8 protein-coding genes are annotated in these 17,832 nt (G+C 71.8%); 4 read left to right on the top strand and 4 right to left on the bottom strand.

The features are described from left to right. Positions 1 to 33 precede the first annotated feature (33 nt). The gene (locus tag BCD48_RS43000; RefSeq protein ID WP_071054296.1) at positions 34 to 2,274 is read right to left on the bottom strand and encodes an MMPL family transporter; all 2,241 of its coding nucleotides are present in this window, start codon (positions 2,272 to 2,274) and stop codon (positions 34 to 36) included. A 550-nt stretch (positions 2,275 to 2,824) separates the two neighbouring features. On the opposite strand from BCD48_RS43000, the gene BCD48_RS42995 reads away from it, so the two are divergent. Both BCD48_RS42995 and BCD48_RS42990 read left to right on the top strand, forming a co-directional pair. Further along, complete coding sequence (locus tag BCD48_RS42995; protein WP_071054294.1) at positions 2,825 to 4,531, top strand: GGDEF domain-containing protein; 1,707 nt, start codon at positions 2,825 to 2,827, stop codon at positions 4,529 to 4,531. A gap of 785 nt (positions 4,532 to 5,316) precedes the next feature. Next, the gene (locus BCD48_RS42990) at positions 5,317 to 6,387 is read left to right on the top strand and encodes a glycosyltransferase family protein (protein WP_071054292.1); all 1,071 of its coding nucleotides are present in this window, start codon (positions 5,317 to 5,319) and stop codon (positions 6,385 to 6,387) included. A gap of 58 nt (positions 6,388 to 6,445) precedes the next feature. Here BCD48_RS42990 and BCD48_RS42985 read toward each other — a convergent pair whose 3' ends face one another. Next, positions 6,446 to 7,246, bottom strand: a complete 801-nt coding sequence (locus BCD48_RS42985) for a TetR/AcrR family transcriptional regulator (RefSeq protein WP_071054290.1) — start codon at positions 7,244 to 7,246, stop codon at positions 6,446 to 6,448. Positions 7,247 to 7,428: 182 nt separating this feature from the next. Between BCD48_RS42985 and BCD48_RS42980 the strand changes: the two genes are divergently transcribed. Beyond that, on the top strand, positions 7,429 to 9,768 hold the full coding sequence (locus BCD48_RS42980) for an MMPL family transporter (RefSeq protein ID WP_071054288.1): 2,340 nt from the start codon (positions 7,429 to 7,431) through the stop codon (positions 9,766 to 9,768). A 77-nt stretch (positions 9,769 to 9,845) separates the two neighbouring features. Here BCD48_RS42980 and BCD48_RS42975 read toward each other — a convergent pair whose 3' ends face one another. Further along, complete coding sequence (locus BCD48_RS42975) at positions 9,846 to 10,382, bottom strand: ATP-binding protein (protein ID WP_397428861.1); 537 nt, start codon at positions 10,380 to 10,382, stop codon at positions 9,846 to 9,848. Between the two features lie 687 nt (positions 10,383 to 11,069). Next, the gene (locus BCD48_RS42970) at positions 11,070 to 13,460 is read right to left on the bottom strand and encodes a SpoIIE family protein phosphatase (protein WP_071054286.1); all 2,391 of its coding nucleotides are present in this window, start codon (positions 13,458 to 13,460) and stop codon (positions 11,070 to 11,072) included. Between the two features lie 114 nt (positions 13,461 to 13,574). Here BCD48_RS42970 and BCD48_RS42965 point away from each other — a divergent pair, with 114 nt between their 5' ends. Beyond that, positions 13,575 to 17,828, top strand: coding sequence for a HAMP domain-containing protein (locus tag BCD48_RS42965; protein WP_083420084.1), 4,254 nt, complete (start codon positions 13,575 to 13,577; stop codon positions 17,826 to 17,828). Positions 17,829 to 17,832 lie beyond the last annotated feature (4 nt).

Raw genomic sequence — 17,832 nt, 5'->3', positions numbered from 1 at the left:
AACGGGCCAGCCGTTTGTCGGGTGGGACCGTGGTCAGCTGATGGCTGCCCGCTCTTCGTCGGACGGTTCGGCGCGCGGCGAGGGCAGCGCCACAGTCGACGCCGCCGCCGCCCCACCGCCGTGCAGGTCGAGGTGCGGCAGGATCCGGTCGAGCCAGCGGGGCAGCCACCAGTTGGCGCGGCCGAGCAGGGCCATGGTCGCCGGCACCAGCACCATCCGGATGACGGTCATGTCGACCAGGACGGCGACCGCCATGCCAAGGCCGAGCATCTTGACGGTCACGTCCGGGTCCAGCGCGAAGCCGGCGAAGACGGCGATCATGATGAGGCCGGCGCTGGTGATGACCCGGCCGGTCCTGGCGAGGCCCCGCGTGACGCTGCCGCGCGCGTCGCCGGTGGCCAGCCAGTCCTCCCGGATCCGGGAGAGCAGAAACACCTCGTAGTCCATGCTCAGCCCGAAGAGCACCGCGAACATCAGTAGCGGCAGCCAGCTCGACATCGGCACCGCGTGCGGCAGGCCAAGGGCCTCAGCGCCCCAGCCCCACTGGAAGACGGCGACGATGACGCCGTAGGCCGCGGCAATCGACAGCATGTTCATCACCGCGGCCTTCACCGCAACCAGCGGCGAGCGGAACACCACCAGCAGGAGCAGCACCGAGACGCCGACGACGAAGCCGACGACCTCCCACAGCTGGTCGGCGAGCAGGGCGGAGATATCTGTGAACGAGGCCGTCCAACCGGTGATCTCGGCGCCGCCGGGCAGCACGTCGGCCCGCAGGTGGCGGACCAGCGCGGCGGCCTTCGGGTCGCTCGGGCCGACAGCCGGCTCGGCGACGAGAAGCGCCGTCGACCCGTCCGCGGAGAAGATCGGCGCGGCCACGTCGGCGACGTCGGGAGTCGAGCGGATCCTCTCGGCCAGCGGGTCGAGCTCGGCCCTCGGCAGCGTGCGCAGGTCCGCGGCGATCAGCAGCGGACCGTTGGCCCCCGGGCCGAACTCAGCCGCGATCAGGTCGTAGGCGCGCCGCTGCGTGAGCGACGTCGACTGGCTGCCGGCGTCCTGCGGCCAGGTCCGCATGTCGAGCACCGGGGCCGCCAGGGCGAGCAGCAGTCCGAGCGCGCCCAGCGCCCAGGGCAACGGCCGGCGGCCGACCCGGGCGGCCCAGCGCGCGGTGAGCGGTTGCCTGGCTGGCTGGCCGGCCATTGGGGCGGGGCCGGTCATGCCGGTCTCGCCGCCCGGGCCGGTCCCGGCGGCGGCCGCCGCCGCGGTAGCCGTCAGGGCCCGGCGGGTCTTCCGGCCGAGCAGCCGGTAACCGGTCAGGCCGCACAGGGCCGGCACCAGCGTGAGTGACGTCGCGACGACGGCGACGACGACCACGGCCGTGGTGAAGCCGGTCGTGGAATAGGTCTTGAGCTCGACGAGTCGCAGGCCCATCAGTGCCAACACCACCGTGGCGCCGGCGAACAGCACCGAGGTCCCGGACGTCGCCGTGGCCCTGGCCGCCGCCTCCCGCACCGGCAGGCCGGCGCGCAGGCCCTCGACGTGCCGGGTGACGAGCAGCAGGGCGTAGTCGATGCCGACGCCGAGGCCCACCATCGTGCCGAGGGTCGGGGCGATGGTGCTGACCTGGGTCGCCGCCGCGATCAGCGTGACGCCGGAGGAGCCGACGCCGAGCCCGATCAGGGCGACGGCCAGTGGTACGCCCGCGGCGACGACCGAGCCGAACGCGAGCAGCAGGATGACCAGGGCGGCGGCGATGCCGATCGCCTCGGCCGCGCCGTTGACCTTCTGGATGTTCTCCGCGACCTGGCCGCCGATCTCGGTGGTCACGCCCGCGGTCCGGGTGGGACCGGCCACGGCCGCGACCAGGTCGTGGAGTGCCTTCTTGCCGCCGACGTCGGTGACCGGCCGGTCGTAGTAGGCGGTGATGAGCGCCGTGTCGCCGTCGGCGGACAGCCGGGGCGGGGTGACCAGGTCGACGTGCTCGACGCCGGCGAGGTTTCTGGAGACGGCGGCGATGACGGCGTCGTCGAGCCGGCTGTCGCGGTCGTGCAGCACGATGCGCGCGTCGGCGCCCGCGACTTCGGGGAATCCGCTGCGCAGTAGGTCGGTCGCCACCTGGGACGGAAGGCCCGGGGTGTCGTAGTTGTCCTGCGGCGTACCGCCGAACACGCTCGCCAGCCCAAACGTCAGTACCAGCGCGGCGACCCAGGCGCCGATCACCCGCCAGGGATGGGCGGCGCAGGCCCCGCCCAACCGGTGCAAGAACCCGGACATCGTTTTCCTCGTTCCCCTCGGGGTCGCGGTCCCCGACATGACGAGCCGGGCCCGGGGACTGTGACATCCGTGGTCATCCGCGGGCAGTCGCGCGCGCGACTGGCAGACCGGCGGACATCTGACGAACCGGCGGCCGTATGTGACCAAAGGTTGCGTTCAGCACCATTGGGTAGATCTGTCGCATAAGCGTGTGCCCTGTGCGGGGTTCCTGGGCTGTTGGTAGGGCGACTGCGCCCCGCAACCGAGAGGAACAAATTCTGGACAAGTAAGGCACATGTTCCATGGCATGATCTATACGAAGAGCGACGACTCGATACTGTTGCGTTGGAAGTCACGGTAGGCCGGCTCCCAGCGGCAAACAGTTCATACCGGTATGTATGCGAACCGTGTGCTGGCGCCGTCGCGGGTGCCGGCACGGCCAAGATCGCGGGCGCGATACGTCTCCTTCGCCGTGGACGTCGTCTCGGCGGTGCCCGCGGCCCGTGTCCCGACGTGAGGCGGCCGCCCCGACGCGCGGCGCGTCCCTGGGCCCTCTGGCGAAAGGCTGCGCATGGCATCGGCTAACGATCTTTGCCAGGCCGGCTCGCCGTCGCCGGCCCGCCTGTCCGCGCCGGAGTTCGGCGCGCCCGGCGGCTCGCCGCCGAGCCCGGTGGGGCCCGCCCGGCTTGCGTCCGCGGGCCGCGTCGCGGTGAGCCTCGCCCGCTCGCCCGTCCCGGCCGCCGAGCGGGCGACCGCGCTCTCGTACCCGTGGGCGGGCCGGCTCTGGCTGGGCTACGTGGCTGTCGGCGCGGTGGTGGTCGCCAGTTGTTACGTCGCCGGGCACTGGGCGGGCTCCGCGTCCCACGGCTGGCTGGTCGCGCGGCTTGCCGTCTACAGCGCCACCACCGCGTCGGCCGCCGGCGCGGTGTTCTTCGGGCTCCTGCGGTTCCGCCCGGCGCACTGGTCGCCCTGGCTGCTCATCGGGATCTCGCAGCTGGTCTACGCCGGCGCGGGCGTCGCCTTCTGCGTCGATCATTACCTGTACGCCTCGCCGACGTTCCTGGCCGTCAGGGACGTGCTCTACCTGGCCCACTACCCGGTGCTGGTCGCCGGCCTGCTGCCGATCGTCCGCCTGCGCGCGCCCGGCGGGGACCTGCCGGGCCTGCTCGACGGGCTGCTGGCCGCCACCGGCGCGGCGACGCTGTCCTACCTGAACCTGATCAAGCCGCGACTCGATGGCGAACTGTCCACGGCGATCGCCGTCATGTGGGTCGCGTGCCCGATCGCCGACCTCATCCTGTTCGCGATCGGTGTCCGGCTGGTGCTGGGCACCGGCAGCCGCCCGCCGGCGTTCAGCCTGCTCGCCGCGAGTCTGTTCCTGAGCCTCGCCGCGGACGCCGGTTACGCGCTGCGACAGCTCGGCGACGGCTATTCGGTGGGCGGTGGGCTGGACGCGGTCTGGCTTGCCGGGAGCCTCGCCCTCGGCGCCGCCGCGCTGCACCCCACGATGGCCAGTATCGCCGAGCCCGCGCACCGTCCCGCCGGGCTCGGCCGCCTGCGGCTCTGGGCGCTCTATCTCGCCGGCCTGGCCGGGCCCCTCACCCTGGTCCTGCGGCGCGGGCGGGCAGACTCGTGCACCGAGCTGGTCAGCGCACTGGCCATGGCCGTGGCGACCGGACTGATCATGATCCGGATGCGGTACGCGGAGGTCCAGCAGCGCCGGCTGGCCAACACCGATGTGCTGACCGGCCTGTGCACACGGCGCTTCCTGGAAACCCGGCTGGCGCTGGCTACGGCGAGGGCCGCACCGCGCGGCTGGGCGCTCGCGCTGTTCCTGGTCGACATCGACCACTTCAAGTCGATCAACGACCGGTACGGCCACCCCGCCGGGGACCGCGCGCTGGCCGAGGTGGCGCTCCGGCTGCGCGCCGTGGCCCAGTCCCGGGACGTTGTGGCTCGCTACGGCGGCGAGGAGTTCGCGCTGCTCGCCACCGGAGTCGGCCAGGACGACCTGCGTGCACTTGGGGAGCTGCTGCGCGCGACGGTCGCGGCGACGCCGGTCGTCATCGCGGACGGAGTCCAGCTGACGGTGACCGTCTCGGTCGGCGCGGCCGCGGTCGCCGCGGCGCCCGCGAGCCCGGCGGAGCTGGTCGACCGCGCGGACCGGGCCCTCTACGCCGCGAAGTCCGCCGGCCGCGACCGCGTCGCCGTCGCCGACTGCGTCGAGTGCGAGCGCATTCGCGCCCATACCCGGCTGCGAGCGTTTGGCTCGTATTGATGCCATAGGGCATTTTGTGGCTCATGCGCCGGGCACGGCGGTTCGAAGGCCTATGGTGCGTGGCCGGGCCCCGAATCTACGGCGCGGCCATCGGGCATGGTGGGCGGTCCGGGTGACGCCGGGGTGTCGGAAAGACGTCAGGTGGCGAGTAAGCGTCGAGTCGGCGTCACGCGCATCGAACCGGCCGACTGCGGGTAGTCCCTACCGGACGCTGAAAACTCGGGTGCGGCCCCGCCCATTGTCATGAGGCCAAGATGCGTCAGGGTGACGATGTCGCCACCGACCATGACCGTCACCCGGGGCTCCGGTGTGAGGGAGCTAACGCCCCGCCCCGCGCCCGGGTGGGAGGAATGGCCGGAAGCGGATACTTTGGCCAGGAGGACCTTTCCGATATCGCCCGCCCCGTGCGGGCCGCCGCCGGTCTGCCCTCGCCGCGGCGAGGACGGACGCGACGGACCACGTTGTCAGGCAGATTGGCGGGTCGCTGTTCGGTGCCCGTGCCGCCGCTGGGCGGCCCGGGAGAGCGACCGTACGGATAGAGAGACCGTACGGATAGAGAGGAAGTGTTCCGGCCGACGGGCGGAGCCGGGCCGGGCGCGGTGCCCGGGCGAGCTCCTTCGCTGTCGCGACGCGCGCGCTGGAGCGGGGTGGTGCGGGTTCGGCGCGACTCGCACGTGGTGGCCGACACCCCGCGCCGACGACGCTCCAGGCGGCGGGCGCGACAACACCCATGGCCGGGTGGAGGGGATGTCCACACCAGACAAGGTCACCAGAGAGGGGCGTCCGTGCAAACGCTCGATCCCACCACCCTCGACCTCGACGCGATCGAGGAAGACAGGCTCGCGAGGGGAATCACGCTGAGCCTGCTGATTCCGGCCAGAGGGCCGGAGTCCGCGAAAACTTTGGGAAACATGATCGCGCAGCTTCGGGATCGATGGATGCGGGACCGGCATGTCCTCGACGAGATAGGCGTGATCGTCGATCCGACCTCGGACGGCGACGAGCACGGCCTGATGGAGATCGCCGAGGAGGCTGGTGCCAGCTGGGCGGTGCGCGGCGAGAGCGTGCTGGCGGCGCACGCGGGCGCGGAGGCCCCGTCGCTGGGCGGCAAGGCCGGGGCCATGCGCAGCCTGGCCTACCTCGCCTTCGGCAGCCGGCTGATCTTCCACGACTCCGACCTGGAGAACTACGACACGGCCACGGTCGGCCGGCTCGCGGCCGCGGCCACCGCCGACGAGGGCCTGATGTTCGTCAACGGCAGCTCGCCCCGGCTCACCGGCGGCGGCCAGCCGGGTGGGCGTACCACGGAGATGCTGCGGTCGCTCTACTCGAAGCAGCTCTCAGGCTACGTCCCGGCGATCACCGGGACGTACCAGCCCCTGATCGGTGAGTTCGTCCTCGACGCGGATGTCTTTGCCGCGCTGGCGTTCTCGCGGGGCTACGGCGTCGAGACGTCGGTGAAGGTCCTGGCCATGGACCTGCTGGCCCCCGAGGAATGCGCCCAGGTGGAACTGCCGATCAAATACCAGGTCGGCCAGCACTATCACGACCTGGTCAAGCAGTTCCATGAGATCAGTTTCACCGTCGACGTGCTGGAGGCATACTTCCAACGCCGCCGGGTCGATCCGCGCGTGACGGTCTGCGAGATCGCGGACGAGTACGACCTGCTGTTCCCGGGCCGGCAGTACGCGCTGCACCGGCCACCGGGCTACGACCAGGTCGACTTCGTCCCGCGCCTCGGTTTCTACCCGCCGCTGGCGAGCTCGCCCGCCTACCAGGCGCGGATGCCCGAGATCATGGCCGCGCGGCACGCGGCGCTGGACGCGCTCAGCCACAAGATGCGTACTTCCGCCTGACGGCCCGGCCCGCCGGGCACGTGACCGTGCCTTCTGCCCTCGCCCCTCCCGCGATCGGTTACCGAGCGGGATGGGCGCTGGGCGCGCCGGTGGGCGCCGCGCTCCCGGCGAGCCAGTCGGCGGGCGAGGGAGCGGCGGTGGTCGCGATGTCGATCGGGTGCCGGTAGCCGATGCGGACGATGACGTCCAGCATCTGCTGGTCGAACAGGTCGTCGAACTGGCCGAGTGTCGGCGGCAGGTGGCCGAACAGCTCCAGCGACAGGAAGCCGTGCAGCTGGGTCCAGACGATCAGGCAGCCGGCCAGGCCCGCCGCGGAGATCGGGGCGCCCTCGTCCACCCCCCAGTCGACCAGCCGCGCCCGCAGTTCCGGCTTGAGCTGCTCGTCGAGGTGGGACGGGTCGACCGCACCGCCGCCCATCTGCTCGATCATGCAGCGGAACAGCACGCCGGTGGCGCGGTGCATCTCGGCGCCGCACCGCCCGGACTTGTCCAGCTCCAGCGTGCGCGGCCCGAACAGCAGCGCGTACGCGGGCTCGTTCTCATGCGCCCAGTGGCGGTATGCCCTGGCCAGCAGCAGCCAGCGCCTGGCCTGGTCCGGCTCGTCGACGGCGGCGTCGAAGGCCGCCTCGAGCGTGTCCGCGAGCGAGCCGAACGCGTCCGCGCACAGCTCGGTGATCAGGACGTCGTGGCTGTCGAAGTACCGATACAGCGCCGACGGGGTCATTCCCATCGCCCTGGCCACGCCGCGCAGCGAGATCGCCGCGACCCCGCCCAGCGCGACCTGGTCGCGGGCAGCCTGCTTGATCTCCGCGATCGTCGCCGCGCGCTGTCGCTCGCGACGCGGTGCCAGTGGAGTCATCCGGGTCATCTTTCCAGCCGAGATCCGATGCCGCGACCGGTCGTGCCTGGCCGGCGAGTCGCATTCCGGTCAGTGCCAGCGGCCCTCGGGGTCCGAGGGGCGGGGCGCGGTGGTTGCTCTTGACAGCATTCTCTTCAGAGAACACTGTTCTCTCTTGAGACTATAGCTCTCAGGAGGCAACGGTGTTCACACGTCTCGCCGGGGCAGTCACCGGCCGGCCCCGCCTGGTCCTGACCATCACGTTGATCTTCGTCGTCGGGGCGGGCGTGCTCGGCGTCGGCGCCTTCGGCAAGCTGATGACCGGCGGCTTCGACGACCCGAAGTCCGACTCGTCCCGTGCCGCCGACATCGTCGACACCCAGTTCGGCGGCGCGCCCAACCTGGTCCTGCTGGTCACCGCGCGATCCGGGACCGTCGACGACCCAGCCGTCGCCGCGGCCGGCCGGTCGCTGACCGCCGAGCTCGGCAAGGAGCCGGGCGTGCGAGGCGCCGCCTCCTACTGGACGGGTGCCGGTCCGTCGCTGCGCTCGGACGACTCCCGCGAGGCGCTGGTCGTCGCGACGGTCGACGACGACCACGCGGATGACCTTGTCAAGAAGTACGAGGACGCGGCCGACGCGGCCGGCCCGGTCACGGTGCGACCGGGCGGGCCGGCGGGCGTGAACAGGGACATCGGCAGCAGCGTGAGCACCGACCTCGCCACCGCCGAGTCGTTCGCCATCCCGATCACGCTCGTCCTGCTGGTCATCGCGTTCGCCGGTGTCGTCGCCGCGCTGCTCCCGCTGGGCGTCGGCCTGATCGGGATCCTCGGCGGGTTCGCCGCGCTGTCCGTGATCGCCGAGGCGACCGACGTCTCGATCTTCGCGGTCAACCTGGCGACGTCGCTGGGGCTCGGCCTCGGCATCGACTACGCGCTGCTCACGGTGAGTCGCTTCAGGGAGGAGCTCGCCACCGGCAAGGACAAGCGCGCCGCGACGGTCGCGACCGTGCGTACCGCCGGGCGCACCATCCTGTTCAGCGGCGCCACCGTCATCGTCGCGCTCGCCGTGATGCTCGTCTTCCCACCGTTCTTCCTGAAGTCGATGGCGTACGCGGGCATCGCCGTCACCCTGGTCACGATGCTCACCGCCGTGGTGGCGCTGCCGGCCGTCCTGCTGCTGCTCGGCGAACGGGTCAACGCGCTGCGCGTGGGTGGCCTGGTCGGCCTGATCCGGCGTCGCCGCGTCGCCCGGGAGAGTGCGGCGTCCGCGGCGGCCGGCGCCACGCCGCGAGAGGCCACCGAGTCGCCGTTCTGGCGCGTCGTCGCGACCCAGGTGATGCGCCGGCCGCTGCTCACCGGCCTGCCGGTGGTCGCGCTGCTCCTGCTGCTCGCCGCTCCGCTCCTGCACGTCAGCTTCGGCACGCCGGACGACCGGGTGCTGAGCGGCGGCACGCCGAGCCGGGTCGTCGGCGACGTCCTTCGGGACGACTTCGACTCCAACATCAGCGGCGCGCTCGACGTCGTCGTCAACGGCCCCACCACGACCGACGCGCTCGCCGGCTACGCCACCGAGCTGTCCAGGCTGCCGGGCGTCGGCCGGGTCGACAGCGCCGTGGGCGAGTTCCGCGGCGGCGCGCGGACCGAGCCACCTGGCCCCGCCTCCGCCCGCTTCACCGCAGACGCCGGAGCCTACCTGCGGGTCGTCCCGTCGATCGACCCGATGTCCGCCGCCGGCCAGGACCTGGTCCGCGAGGCCCGCGCGCTGCCGGTGCCGGCGGACACCGAGGTCCTCGTCGGTGGCCAGTCGGCCTATCTCACCGACGGCAAGCACGCGATCAGCGCGAAGCTCCCGCTCGCCATCGGTCTGATCGCGCTCGCGACGTTCGTGCTCCTGTTCCTGTTCACCGGAAGCCTGGTTCTCCCGCTCAAGGCCATCGTGCTCAACGGGCTGGTGCTCGGCGCCGTCCTGGGCGTCTCGGTCTGGATCTTCCAGGACGGGCACCTCGCCGGCCTGTTCGGCTTCACGCCGGGCCCATTGGACACGTCGATGCCAGTGCTGCTGTTCTGCATCGCGTTCGGCCTGTCGATGGACTACGAGGTCTTCCTGCTGTCCCGCATCAAGGAACAGCACGACGCGGGCCGGCCCAACGCCGAGGCCGTCGCCACCGGCCTCGCCCGCACCGGCCGGATCGTCACGACCGCCGCGGTGCTGCTCGCCGTCACCTTCGCCGCGTTCGCGACCGGCTCGGTGCGGTTCATGCAGATGTTCGGCCTGGGGACGGCGCTGGCGATCCTGCTGGACGCGAGCCTGGTCCGCGGCGTCCTCGTCCCGGCCTTCATGCGGGTCGCGGGCGACCTCAACTGGTGGGCTCCCGCGCCGCTTCGCTGGCTCCACGCCCGTATCGGCCTCAGCGAGGCCGGTGAGGCCACCCCGGCCCTCGCTCCGGCCGCGGCGGCGGCCCCGGTCCCGGCCAACATCCCGCGCCCGGGCGGCGAGCCAGAAGGCCGGACCTCCTCGGCCGCCTCCGCCACCACGCCCTGACCTCGCCATCCGACTCCGCGCCGGCTGTCAGCCCATCGGTCGCCGGCGCGGGTGTCCTTCGCGCCTCGGCGGCCGGCTCAGGCCGCCGGGGTCGGCCGCGGGGTGGCGGCCGGGACGGGAGCCGAGGCGTGGCCGTCGGGGGTGTGGGCCGGGGTGACGGCCAGGTCGAACCAGAGGTACTTGCCGGAGCCGACGGTCACGGCCCCCCAGCTGCCGGCGAGCGCGTCGAGGACGAGCAGGCCACGGCCGCCCTCGGAGTCGTCGTCGACGGCGCGGCGTTCGGGAAGCGCTGTGGAGGTGTCGGAGACCGAGGCGTGGATCAGCCCTGGGCGCAGCTCTACCAGCAGCCATACGGGCGGCTGGCCGTACTTCACGGCATTGGTCACCAGCTCGCTGACGAGGAGCTCGGCGACCGATGTGGCGTCCTCGTCCAGGCCGGCGCCACGCAGTGACTCACGCAGCACCTGGCGGGCGTGCGGCACGGCCGAAGGCAGGTAGGGCAACTCAGCGAGGATGTGGGTAGCGGGTGGGGTGCCCGACGACGCCCGGCGCACCACATTCACCGGCACCACATTCACCGGCACCGCCTCCCCCTTCGGTTCCGCGAGCGGCATCGAAGGGGACCCCTGCATCGCGCTCATCGACCACCAAATCGGAACGAGAACATCCAACACGGTCTACCCAGCCGGAGCGGTCCGGAAGCCTCGTTAGACACCGATTTTTCCGGCCACCTCGCCGTCCGGAGCCCGCGCGGCCGGTCCACCCGCGCGTCCGGTGGCCCGGGAACGCGGGAGCGCCGGTCTGGTGTCGGCGAGCCTTGGTCACGCTCCGGGTCGGCTCACCCCGAAATGACGGTCGGTCATTGCCGGGGGCTGCCGCCAGCCTCCTACCCCACTACCCGTTGTCGCAACCACCCGTCGTTGTTGACCACGGAGAGTCGCTGTTCGTTCCCGAGGATGAACGGCAAACCGGGGCAGACGGGACACACGCCGCACCGAATGGGGCCGGATACGTCGTCCATCTCCCGAACTCGCGCTGACGCGTGGCGGGACAGTCGCATCACTCTGGGTGATGCCACTCCAGGTCGCAGATGGCGCCGCCATCCCGGCGAACGACATGCCTGCCAACATCATCGGCGCAGCGCCACTCAGCGACCGCCGGTGACAGCGCCTCAGCGCAGCACCCGGGGTCCCTGCCGGATCGCGAAGCGATCTGGGAGGTCTGGGGCGCGAAGCGTCCCGGACCTCCCAGATTGGCTACGCAAGCTCCGCCAATCCGGCAGGAACCCCGGCGGGACCGCCTCAAGGCTGGCTGGGCACGCGGAGGACGACGATGGCGATGTCGTCGCGCAGGTTGCCGCCCGCGAACCGGTCGGCCGCGGCACGCACCCGATCGGCGACGCCCTGCGCGGACAGCCCCGCGCAGCCGCCGACCGCTTCCAGGAGCCGCTGCTCGCCGAGCAGCTCCCGGCCCGACCGGGCCTCCACCACCCCGTCCGTATAGAGCACCAGGGCGTCGCCGGGGTGCAGCTCCACGTCCGTGGACGGGAACGCGACCTCGTCGTCGTCGAGCACGCCCAGCAGCGTCCCGGGCACGCCCACGTAGGCCGCGCCGCCGTCCCCGGCCAGCAGCACCGGTTGCGGATGGCCAGCCAGGTGCAGCGTGAGCCGAACACCCTTCTCCGACGGCTCGGCGAGGCTCGCCGTCGCCATGGTGCAGAACCTCGGCTGGCCGTGGGGGTAGGCCGTCGCGGTGTCGCGCAGCGTCCTGTTCAGGTCGACGAGGATCTTTCCCACCGGGGTGGCCTGGCCGGTGAGCAGCCGCAGGACGGCCCGCGCGACGCCGGTGACGGTGGCCGCCTCGGCGCCCTTGCCGCAGACGTCGCCGATCGCGACCGTCCAGCCGTCGGGCCCGGGCATCAGGTCGAAGAAGTCGCCGCCGACGTCCAGCCCGGCGGAGCGGGCGGCGCCGTAGGCGGCGCCGAGGTCGAGGCCGGGGATCTCGGGCAGCACGGGCGGGCGTAGCCCCGCCTGCAGGCCGTCGGCGAGCTCCACCTGCCGGCTGTAGAGCTTGGCGTTGTCCACCGCGAACGCGGCCCGGCGGGCGAGGTCGGCCAGCAGGTCGGCCTCGTCGGCCGCGAACATGCCACCAGGGTCACGCCCGATCGCGACCACGCCGAGCACCCGGCGCCGGGCACGCAGCACGGCCACGAGGACCGGGCCGTCCGGGGTGGTCACCTGCCGCACCGGTGTCGTGCCGGCGCCGCGCACGGCCGCCAGCAGGGGGCCGGCGGGGTCGGTGGCCGCCGCGGTGAGCTCGGGCTCCGCGGCCTCCTCCGCGTGCGCGACCGCCGAGAGGACCGGGTTTCCGTCGTCGCGGCGCAGGTAGACGGCACACCACCGGCCGATCCGCGGCACCGGCAGGTGGGCCAGCATGGACAGCGTGTGCTCCAGCTCGAGGCTGCCGGCGAGCAGGTCGGAGGCCTCGGCGAGGAACGACAGCATCCCGATCCGGCGCTCCTCGGCCTGGCGCATGTCGCCGCCGCCCAGCGCGAGCGCCATCCAGCGCGCGACGAGCCGGACCCGCTCCGCGTCGACGGCCGCCGGCTGGCCGCCGTGGCCCGGATGGGCGGGGTCCGGCCAGAGCAGCACCTCGCCGAGGCTGTCCTGGGTCGGGTCGAGCGGGAACGACAACGCGTCGGTGGGCTCGCCGGTGTTGCCGAGGGCGGCGACGATCTCCGGCTCCGGGTCGTCTGGCGACGGCCGGTGAACCAGTCCGCCGGTCACCGGCTGGGCGTCGACGAGCTGGGCGAGCAGCTCGGCGACCTCGCCCTCGGCCGTGAGGGCACGCGCGGTCGACCGGGAGATGATCCGAGGGGACCGCGGGTAGGGCTCCAGCGCCGGTTCGGGGGCGGCCGACGGCGAGGCGCCCGGGGTCCCTGCCGGATCGACGAACGGGGTCCCTGCCGGATCGGCGGAGCCGATCTGGGAGGTCGTGGTCTGGCAGGTTCGCTCGCTGTGACGAGGGAGAAAACCGTCGGCGGGCGGGTCGGTGGGTACCGCGGTCGGCTGTGTCGGCCCGGCCAGCGGGCTGGCCGGGGACCGCTCCACCCGCGCCGGCGTGGTGCTCGCGGCGGGGGACGACCGCGCCGCGGGCGCAGATGTGAGAGAAATCACATTGTCTGCCGGCTCGGAGGGGGCGGTGGCTGGCTCGCCGGGCGATGATTCCGTCCGGGTGGTGCCGATGAGACGGAACCAGACGGTTTTGCCTCCAGCGCCGTGCTCAGTGCCCCAGCTGCTGGCCAGCGCGTCGACGAGGGCGAGACCTCGGCCGTCCTCGCGCAGGCCGCCCAGGCCCGACTCGCCGAGGCCACCCTCCTGGCCACCAGCCTGCCCGTCGCCCGCGCCGCGCCGGGAGGAGCCGATGCGCACCGGATGCAGATCGTGCACCCGGACCGCCAGCTCCCCAGGCGAGATGGCCGTGACATCGACCGTCGCCGGCGTGCCCGCATGGACCACCACGTTGGTGACAAGTTCCGTGACCAGCAACAACGCCGAGTCGAGGGTGTCCTCGTCGATCCTTCCGCGAAGAGCGGACAGCAGGAACCTGCGGGCGGAGCGCGGTGACTCCGCTGCGGGCGGCAGTGTGATGGTGTGGTGAGGTAGCCGTCCATCCAGCCCTACGGCGCTCATGTCGGTCAGTCTCTCCTGTGATGTCCCCGGCTAGGCGGATACTGACGCCGGGTGTGACCTGCCGAGGGACGAATAGCTACCACCGGTGTGCTGCCGTAGACCCCGAGGAGACAGATGAGCCTCGATCGTGACCACGAAGCGCCGGACGCGCGCCAAGATGATGGTGCCCTGTCCGGTTCGTCGGCGAGCACGAAGGCCCGCTCAGCATTGGCCGACCACGGGGGGACCACGGAGGGTGCTGGATCGTCGAGCCAGAACGGCGGCGGTCATGGGACAGCGACCGCCGTTCTGGACGGCGCGCCGCCGGATGGGCCAGGAGGGGGCCACGACCTCGCCTCGGCCGCCGTGGACGACCTGCTGGCAGATCTGCTTGCCGGCCTGTCCGGACTCTGTGACGGCGACTTCAGCGTCCGCCTCGGCCTCCGGGACGGGCTGTCCGGCGAGGTCGCCCGCCGGTTCGACGAGCTGGCCGCCACCCAGGAGCGGCATGCCCGCGAGCTGGAGCGGGTGAGCAATGTCATCCGCCGCGAGGGCCGGCTGACGCAGCGGATGGACGACCTCGGCGGCCGGGACGGCTGGCGCAGCCTCACCCGGTCGGTGAACTCGCTGATCGACGACCTCGCCCGCCCGACGCACGAGGTCGGTCGGGTCATCGCGGCGGTGGCCGAGGGCGATCTCTCCCAGCACATGCCGCTGGAGATCGCGGGCCAGCCGGTGCGGGGTGAGTTCCTGCACATCGGCACGACTGTGAACACTATGGTCGACCAGCTGTCCTCGTTCGCCGATGAGGTGACGAGGGTGGCCCGCGAGGTGGGCACCGAGGGCAAGCTGGCCGGCCAGGCGCAGGTCAAGGGCGTCTCCGGCGTGTGGCGGGACCTGACCGAGTCGGTGAACTCGATGGCGGGCAACCTGACCGCCCAGGTCCGCGGCATCGCCCACGTCACCACCGCGGTGGCGAACGGCGACCTGTCGCAGAAGATCACCGTCGACGCTCAGGGCGAGATCGCCGAGCTCAAGCACACCGTCAACACGATGGTCGACCAGCTCTCGGCCTTCGCCGACGAGGTCACCCGGGTCGCCAAGGAGGTGGGCACCGAGGGCAAGCTCGGCGGCCAGGCGACGGTCAAGGGCGTCTCCGGCGTCTGGCGAGACCTGACCGACTCGGTCAACGTCATGGCCGCCAACCTGACCACCCAGGTCCGCGGCATCGCCGAGATGGCGGCGGCGGTCCAGCGCGGCGACCTGACCCGCCAGATCCAGGTCGACGCCCGCGGCGAGGTGGCCGCGCTCGCGCACACGCTGAACACGATGGTCGACCAGCTCTCGTCGTTCGCCGACGAGGTGACCAGGGTCGCCTGGGAGGTGGGCACCGAGGGCAACCTGGCCGGCCAGGCGCACGTGCGCGGGGTCTCCGGGGTCTGGCGGGACCTGACCGAGTCGGTGAACTCGATGGCGGGCAACCTGACCGCCCAGGTCCGCAACATCGCCCTGGTGGCGAAGGCCGTCGCCAACGGCGACCTCTCACAGAAGATCACCGTTACCGCTCAGGGTGAGATCCTCGACCTCAAGGAAACCCTGAACACGATGGTCGACCAGCTCTCGGCCTTCGCCGACGAGGTCACCCGGGTCGCCAAGGAGGTGGGCACCGAAGGCAACCTGGGCGAGCAGGCGCACGTGCGCGGGGTCTCCGGCGTGTGGCGGGACCTGACCGACTCGGTCAACGTCATGGCCGCCAACCTGACCACCCAGGTCCGCGGCATCGCCCTGGTCACGACGGCGGTCGCCAAGGGCGACCTGTCCCAGAAGATCACCGTCAACGCGCAGGGCGAGATCGCCGAGCTCAAGGACACCGTCAACATCATGGTTGACCAGCTGTCCTCGTTCGCGGCCGAGGTCACCAGGGTGGCCCGCGAGGTCGGCGTCGAGGGCGAGCTCGGTGGCCAGGCGACGGTCGCCGGGGTCGCCGGCGTGTGGCGCGACCTGACCGACAGCGTCAACCAGCTCGCCTCGACGCTCACCATCCAGCTGCGCGCGATCGGTGACGTGTCGACGGCCGTGACCCGCGGCGACCTGACCAGGACGATCTCGGTCGAGGCCGAGGGTGAGGTCGCCGAGCTCAAGGACAACATCAACCAGATGATCACCCGGCTGCGCGAGACCACCGAGGTGAACGCGCAGCAGGACTGGCTGAAGTCGAACCTGGCTCGGATCGGCAGCAAGATGCAGGGCCAGCGCGACCTGTACGCCGTCTGCCAGATGATCATTTCCGAGATGACCCCGGCGGTGAACGCCCAGCAGGGCACCGTCTACCTGCTCGACTTCATCGAGGGCGACAAGCTGCGCTACGTCGCCGGCTACGGCTCGGTGCCGCGGCGCCGCTCGGACGGCACGTTCCTGTTCGGCGAGGGCCTGATCGGCCAGGCCGCCGTCGAGAAGAACCGGATCAGGGTGGAGAAGGTGCCGGCCGGCTACCTCACCATCCGCAGCGGCCTGGGCAGCGCGCCGCCGTGCGACCTGGTCGTGGTGCCGGTGCTGTTCGAGAACCAGGTGCTCGGCGTGATCGAGCTGGCGAGCTTCACGCCGTTCTCGGACCTGCACCTGAACCTGGTCGAGCAGCTCGTCGACACGATCGGCGTGGTGCTCAACACGATCATGGCGAACGCCAGGACCGAGGAGCTGCTGGCACAATCCCAGCGGCTCACCCAGGAGCTGCGTTCCCAGTCGGTCGAGCTGCAGCGCACGAACGCCGAGCTGGAGGAGAAGGCGCAGCTTCTCGAGGTGAAGAACCGCGAGATCGAGCTCGCCAGGATCGGCCTGGAGGAGAAGGCCGAGCAGCTCGCGCTGTCGTCGCAGTACAAGACCGAGTTCCTCGCCAACATGAGCCACGAGCTGCGCACCCCGCTGAACAGCCTGCTCATCCTGGCGAAGCTGCTGGCCGACAACCAGGACGACAACCTCACGTTCCAGCAGATCGAGTTCGCCAAGACGATTCACTCGTCCGGCTCCGAGCTGCTCATGCTGATCAACGACATCCTCGACCTGTCGAAGGTCGAGGCCGGGAAGATGGACGTCGAGGCGGCGACGGTGCGCACGGACGCGCTGTGCGACGGCATCGGGCAGGCGGTCAGGCCGCTGGCCGCGCAGAAGGGGCTCACCTTCGCGGTGACGGTCGCCTCGGACGTGCCGGCGGAGTTCGTCACCGACGAGCAGCGCATCCAGCAGGTGCTGCGCAACCTGCTGTCGAACGCGGTCAAGTTCACCGATGCCGGCACGGTCCGCCTGGAGGTCACGGTGGCCTCGTCCGACGGGCCGTTCATCGTGCCGAGCCTGCGCTCGGCACCGACCGTGCTGTCGTTCGCTGTGTCCGACACCGGCATCGGGATCGCCGCCGACAAGCTCCGCATGATCTTCGAGGCGTTCCAGCAGGCGGACGGGACGACGTCGCGGCGCTACGGCGGCACGGGGCTCGGCTTGTCGATCAGCAAGGAGATCGCGCGGCTGCTCGGCGGCTCGATCGCGGTGTCCAGCGCGTTCGGGCAGGGCAGCACCTTCACTCTCTACGTCCCGTCGGTGATGCCCACGGATCACGTGCCCTACGGGCTCACGCCCGGCGAGCCGGACGATGTCCTGATCATCATCGGGGACGAGGGCGCGTCGAGCGGGGGCCAGCCCGGGCTCGACGGCCACGGCGCGTTCACCCCGCCCGGCCAGCCCGGCACCGGCTACCCGGCCGTCGGCCCTGGCGACGCCTGGGCCCCCGACACCTCGGTGACGCGTCTCGCGCCCTCCCAGCCGGCGCTGCCGAGCGGCGAGCCGGACGCGACCGACCTCCCGGCCATGCGGACGCTCCCGGCCGGCGAGCCGGTGGGCGGCGCCGGCACGGGCGTCGCCACCGGGCGTGGGGAGCTGGGTACACCGGAGCCGGGCGGGACGCCGTTCCTCACCGAGACCTCGCGGCCGCGCCGCGAGGTCGACCCGGACGAGGCCGACCCGCTGCAGGGCACCACGGTGCTGGTCGTCGACGATGACGTTCGTAACGTCTTCGCGCTGACGAGCGCGCTGGAGATGTTCGGCATGCGGGTGCGGTACGCGGACAACGGGCGTGACGCAATCAAGCTGTTGCAGCAGGAGAGCGACGAGGCCGTCAGGCTGGTGCTGATGGACGTGATGCTGCCCGGCATGGACGGCAACGAGGCGACCACGGTGATCCGGGCGATGCCGGCGTTCGTCGATCTGCCTATCCTGGTGCTGACCGCGAAGGCGATGCCAGGCGACCGTGAGAAGAGCATCTCGGCCGGCGCGAGCGACTACATCACGAAGCCGGTCGACCTCGACCGCCTCCTCTCCGTCATGCGCTCTCATCTTTAGCGGG

This window comes from Pseudofrankia coriaricola (genome assembly GCF_001854805.1).
GTDB lineage: Bacteria > Actinomycetota > Actinomycetes > Frankiales > Frankiaceae > Pseudofrankia.
The sequence above is the reverse complement of the archived record's forward strand: the minus strand, read 5'-3'. Positions and strand labels throughout refer to the sequence as shown.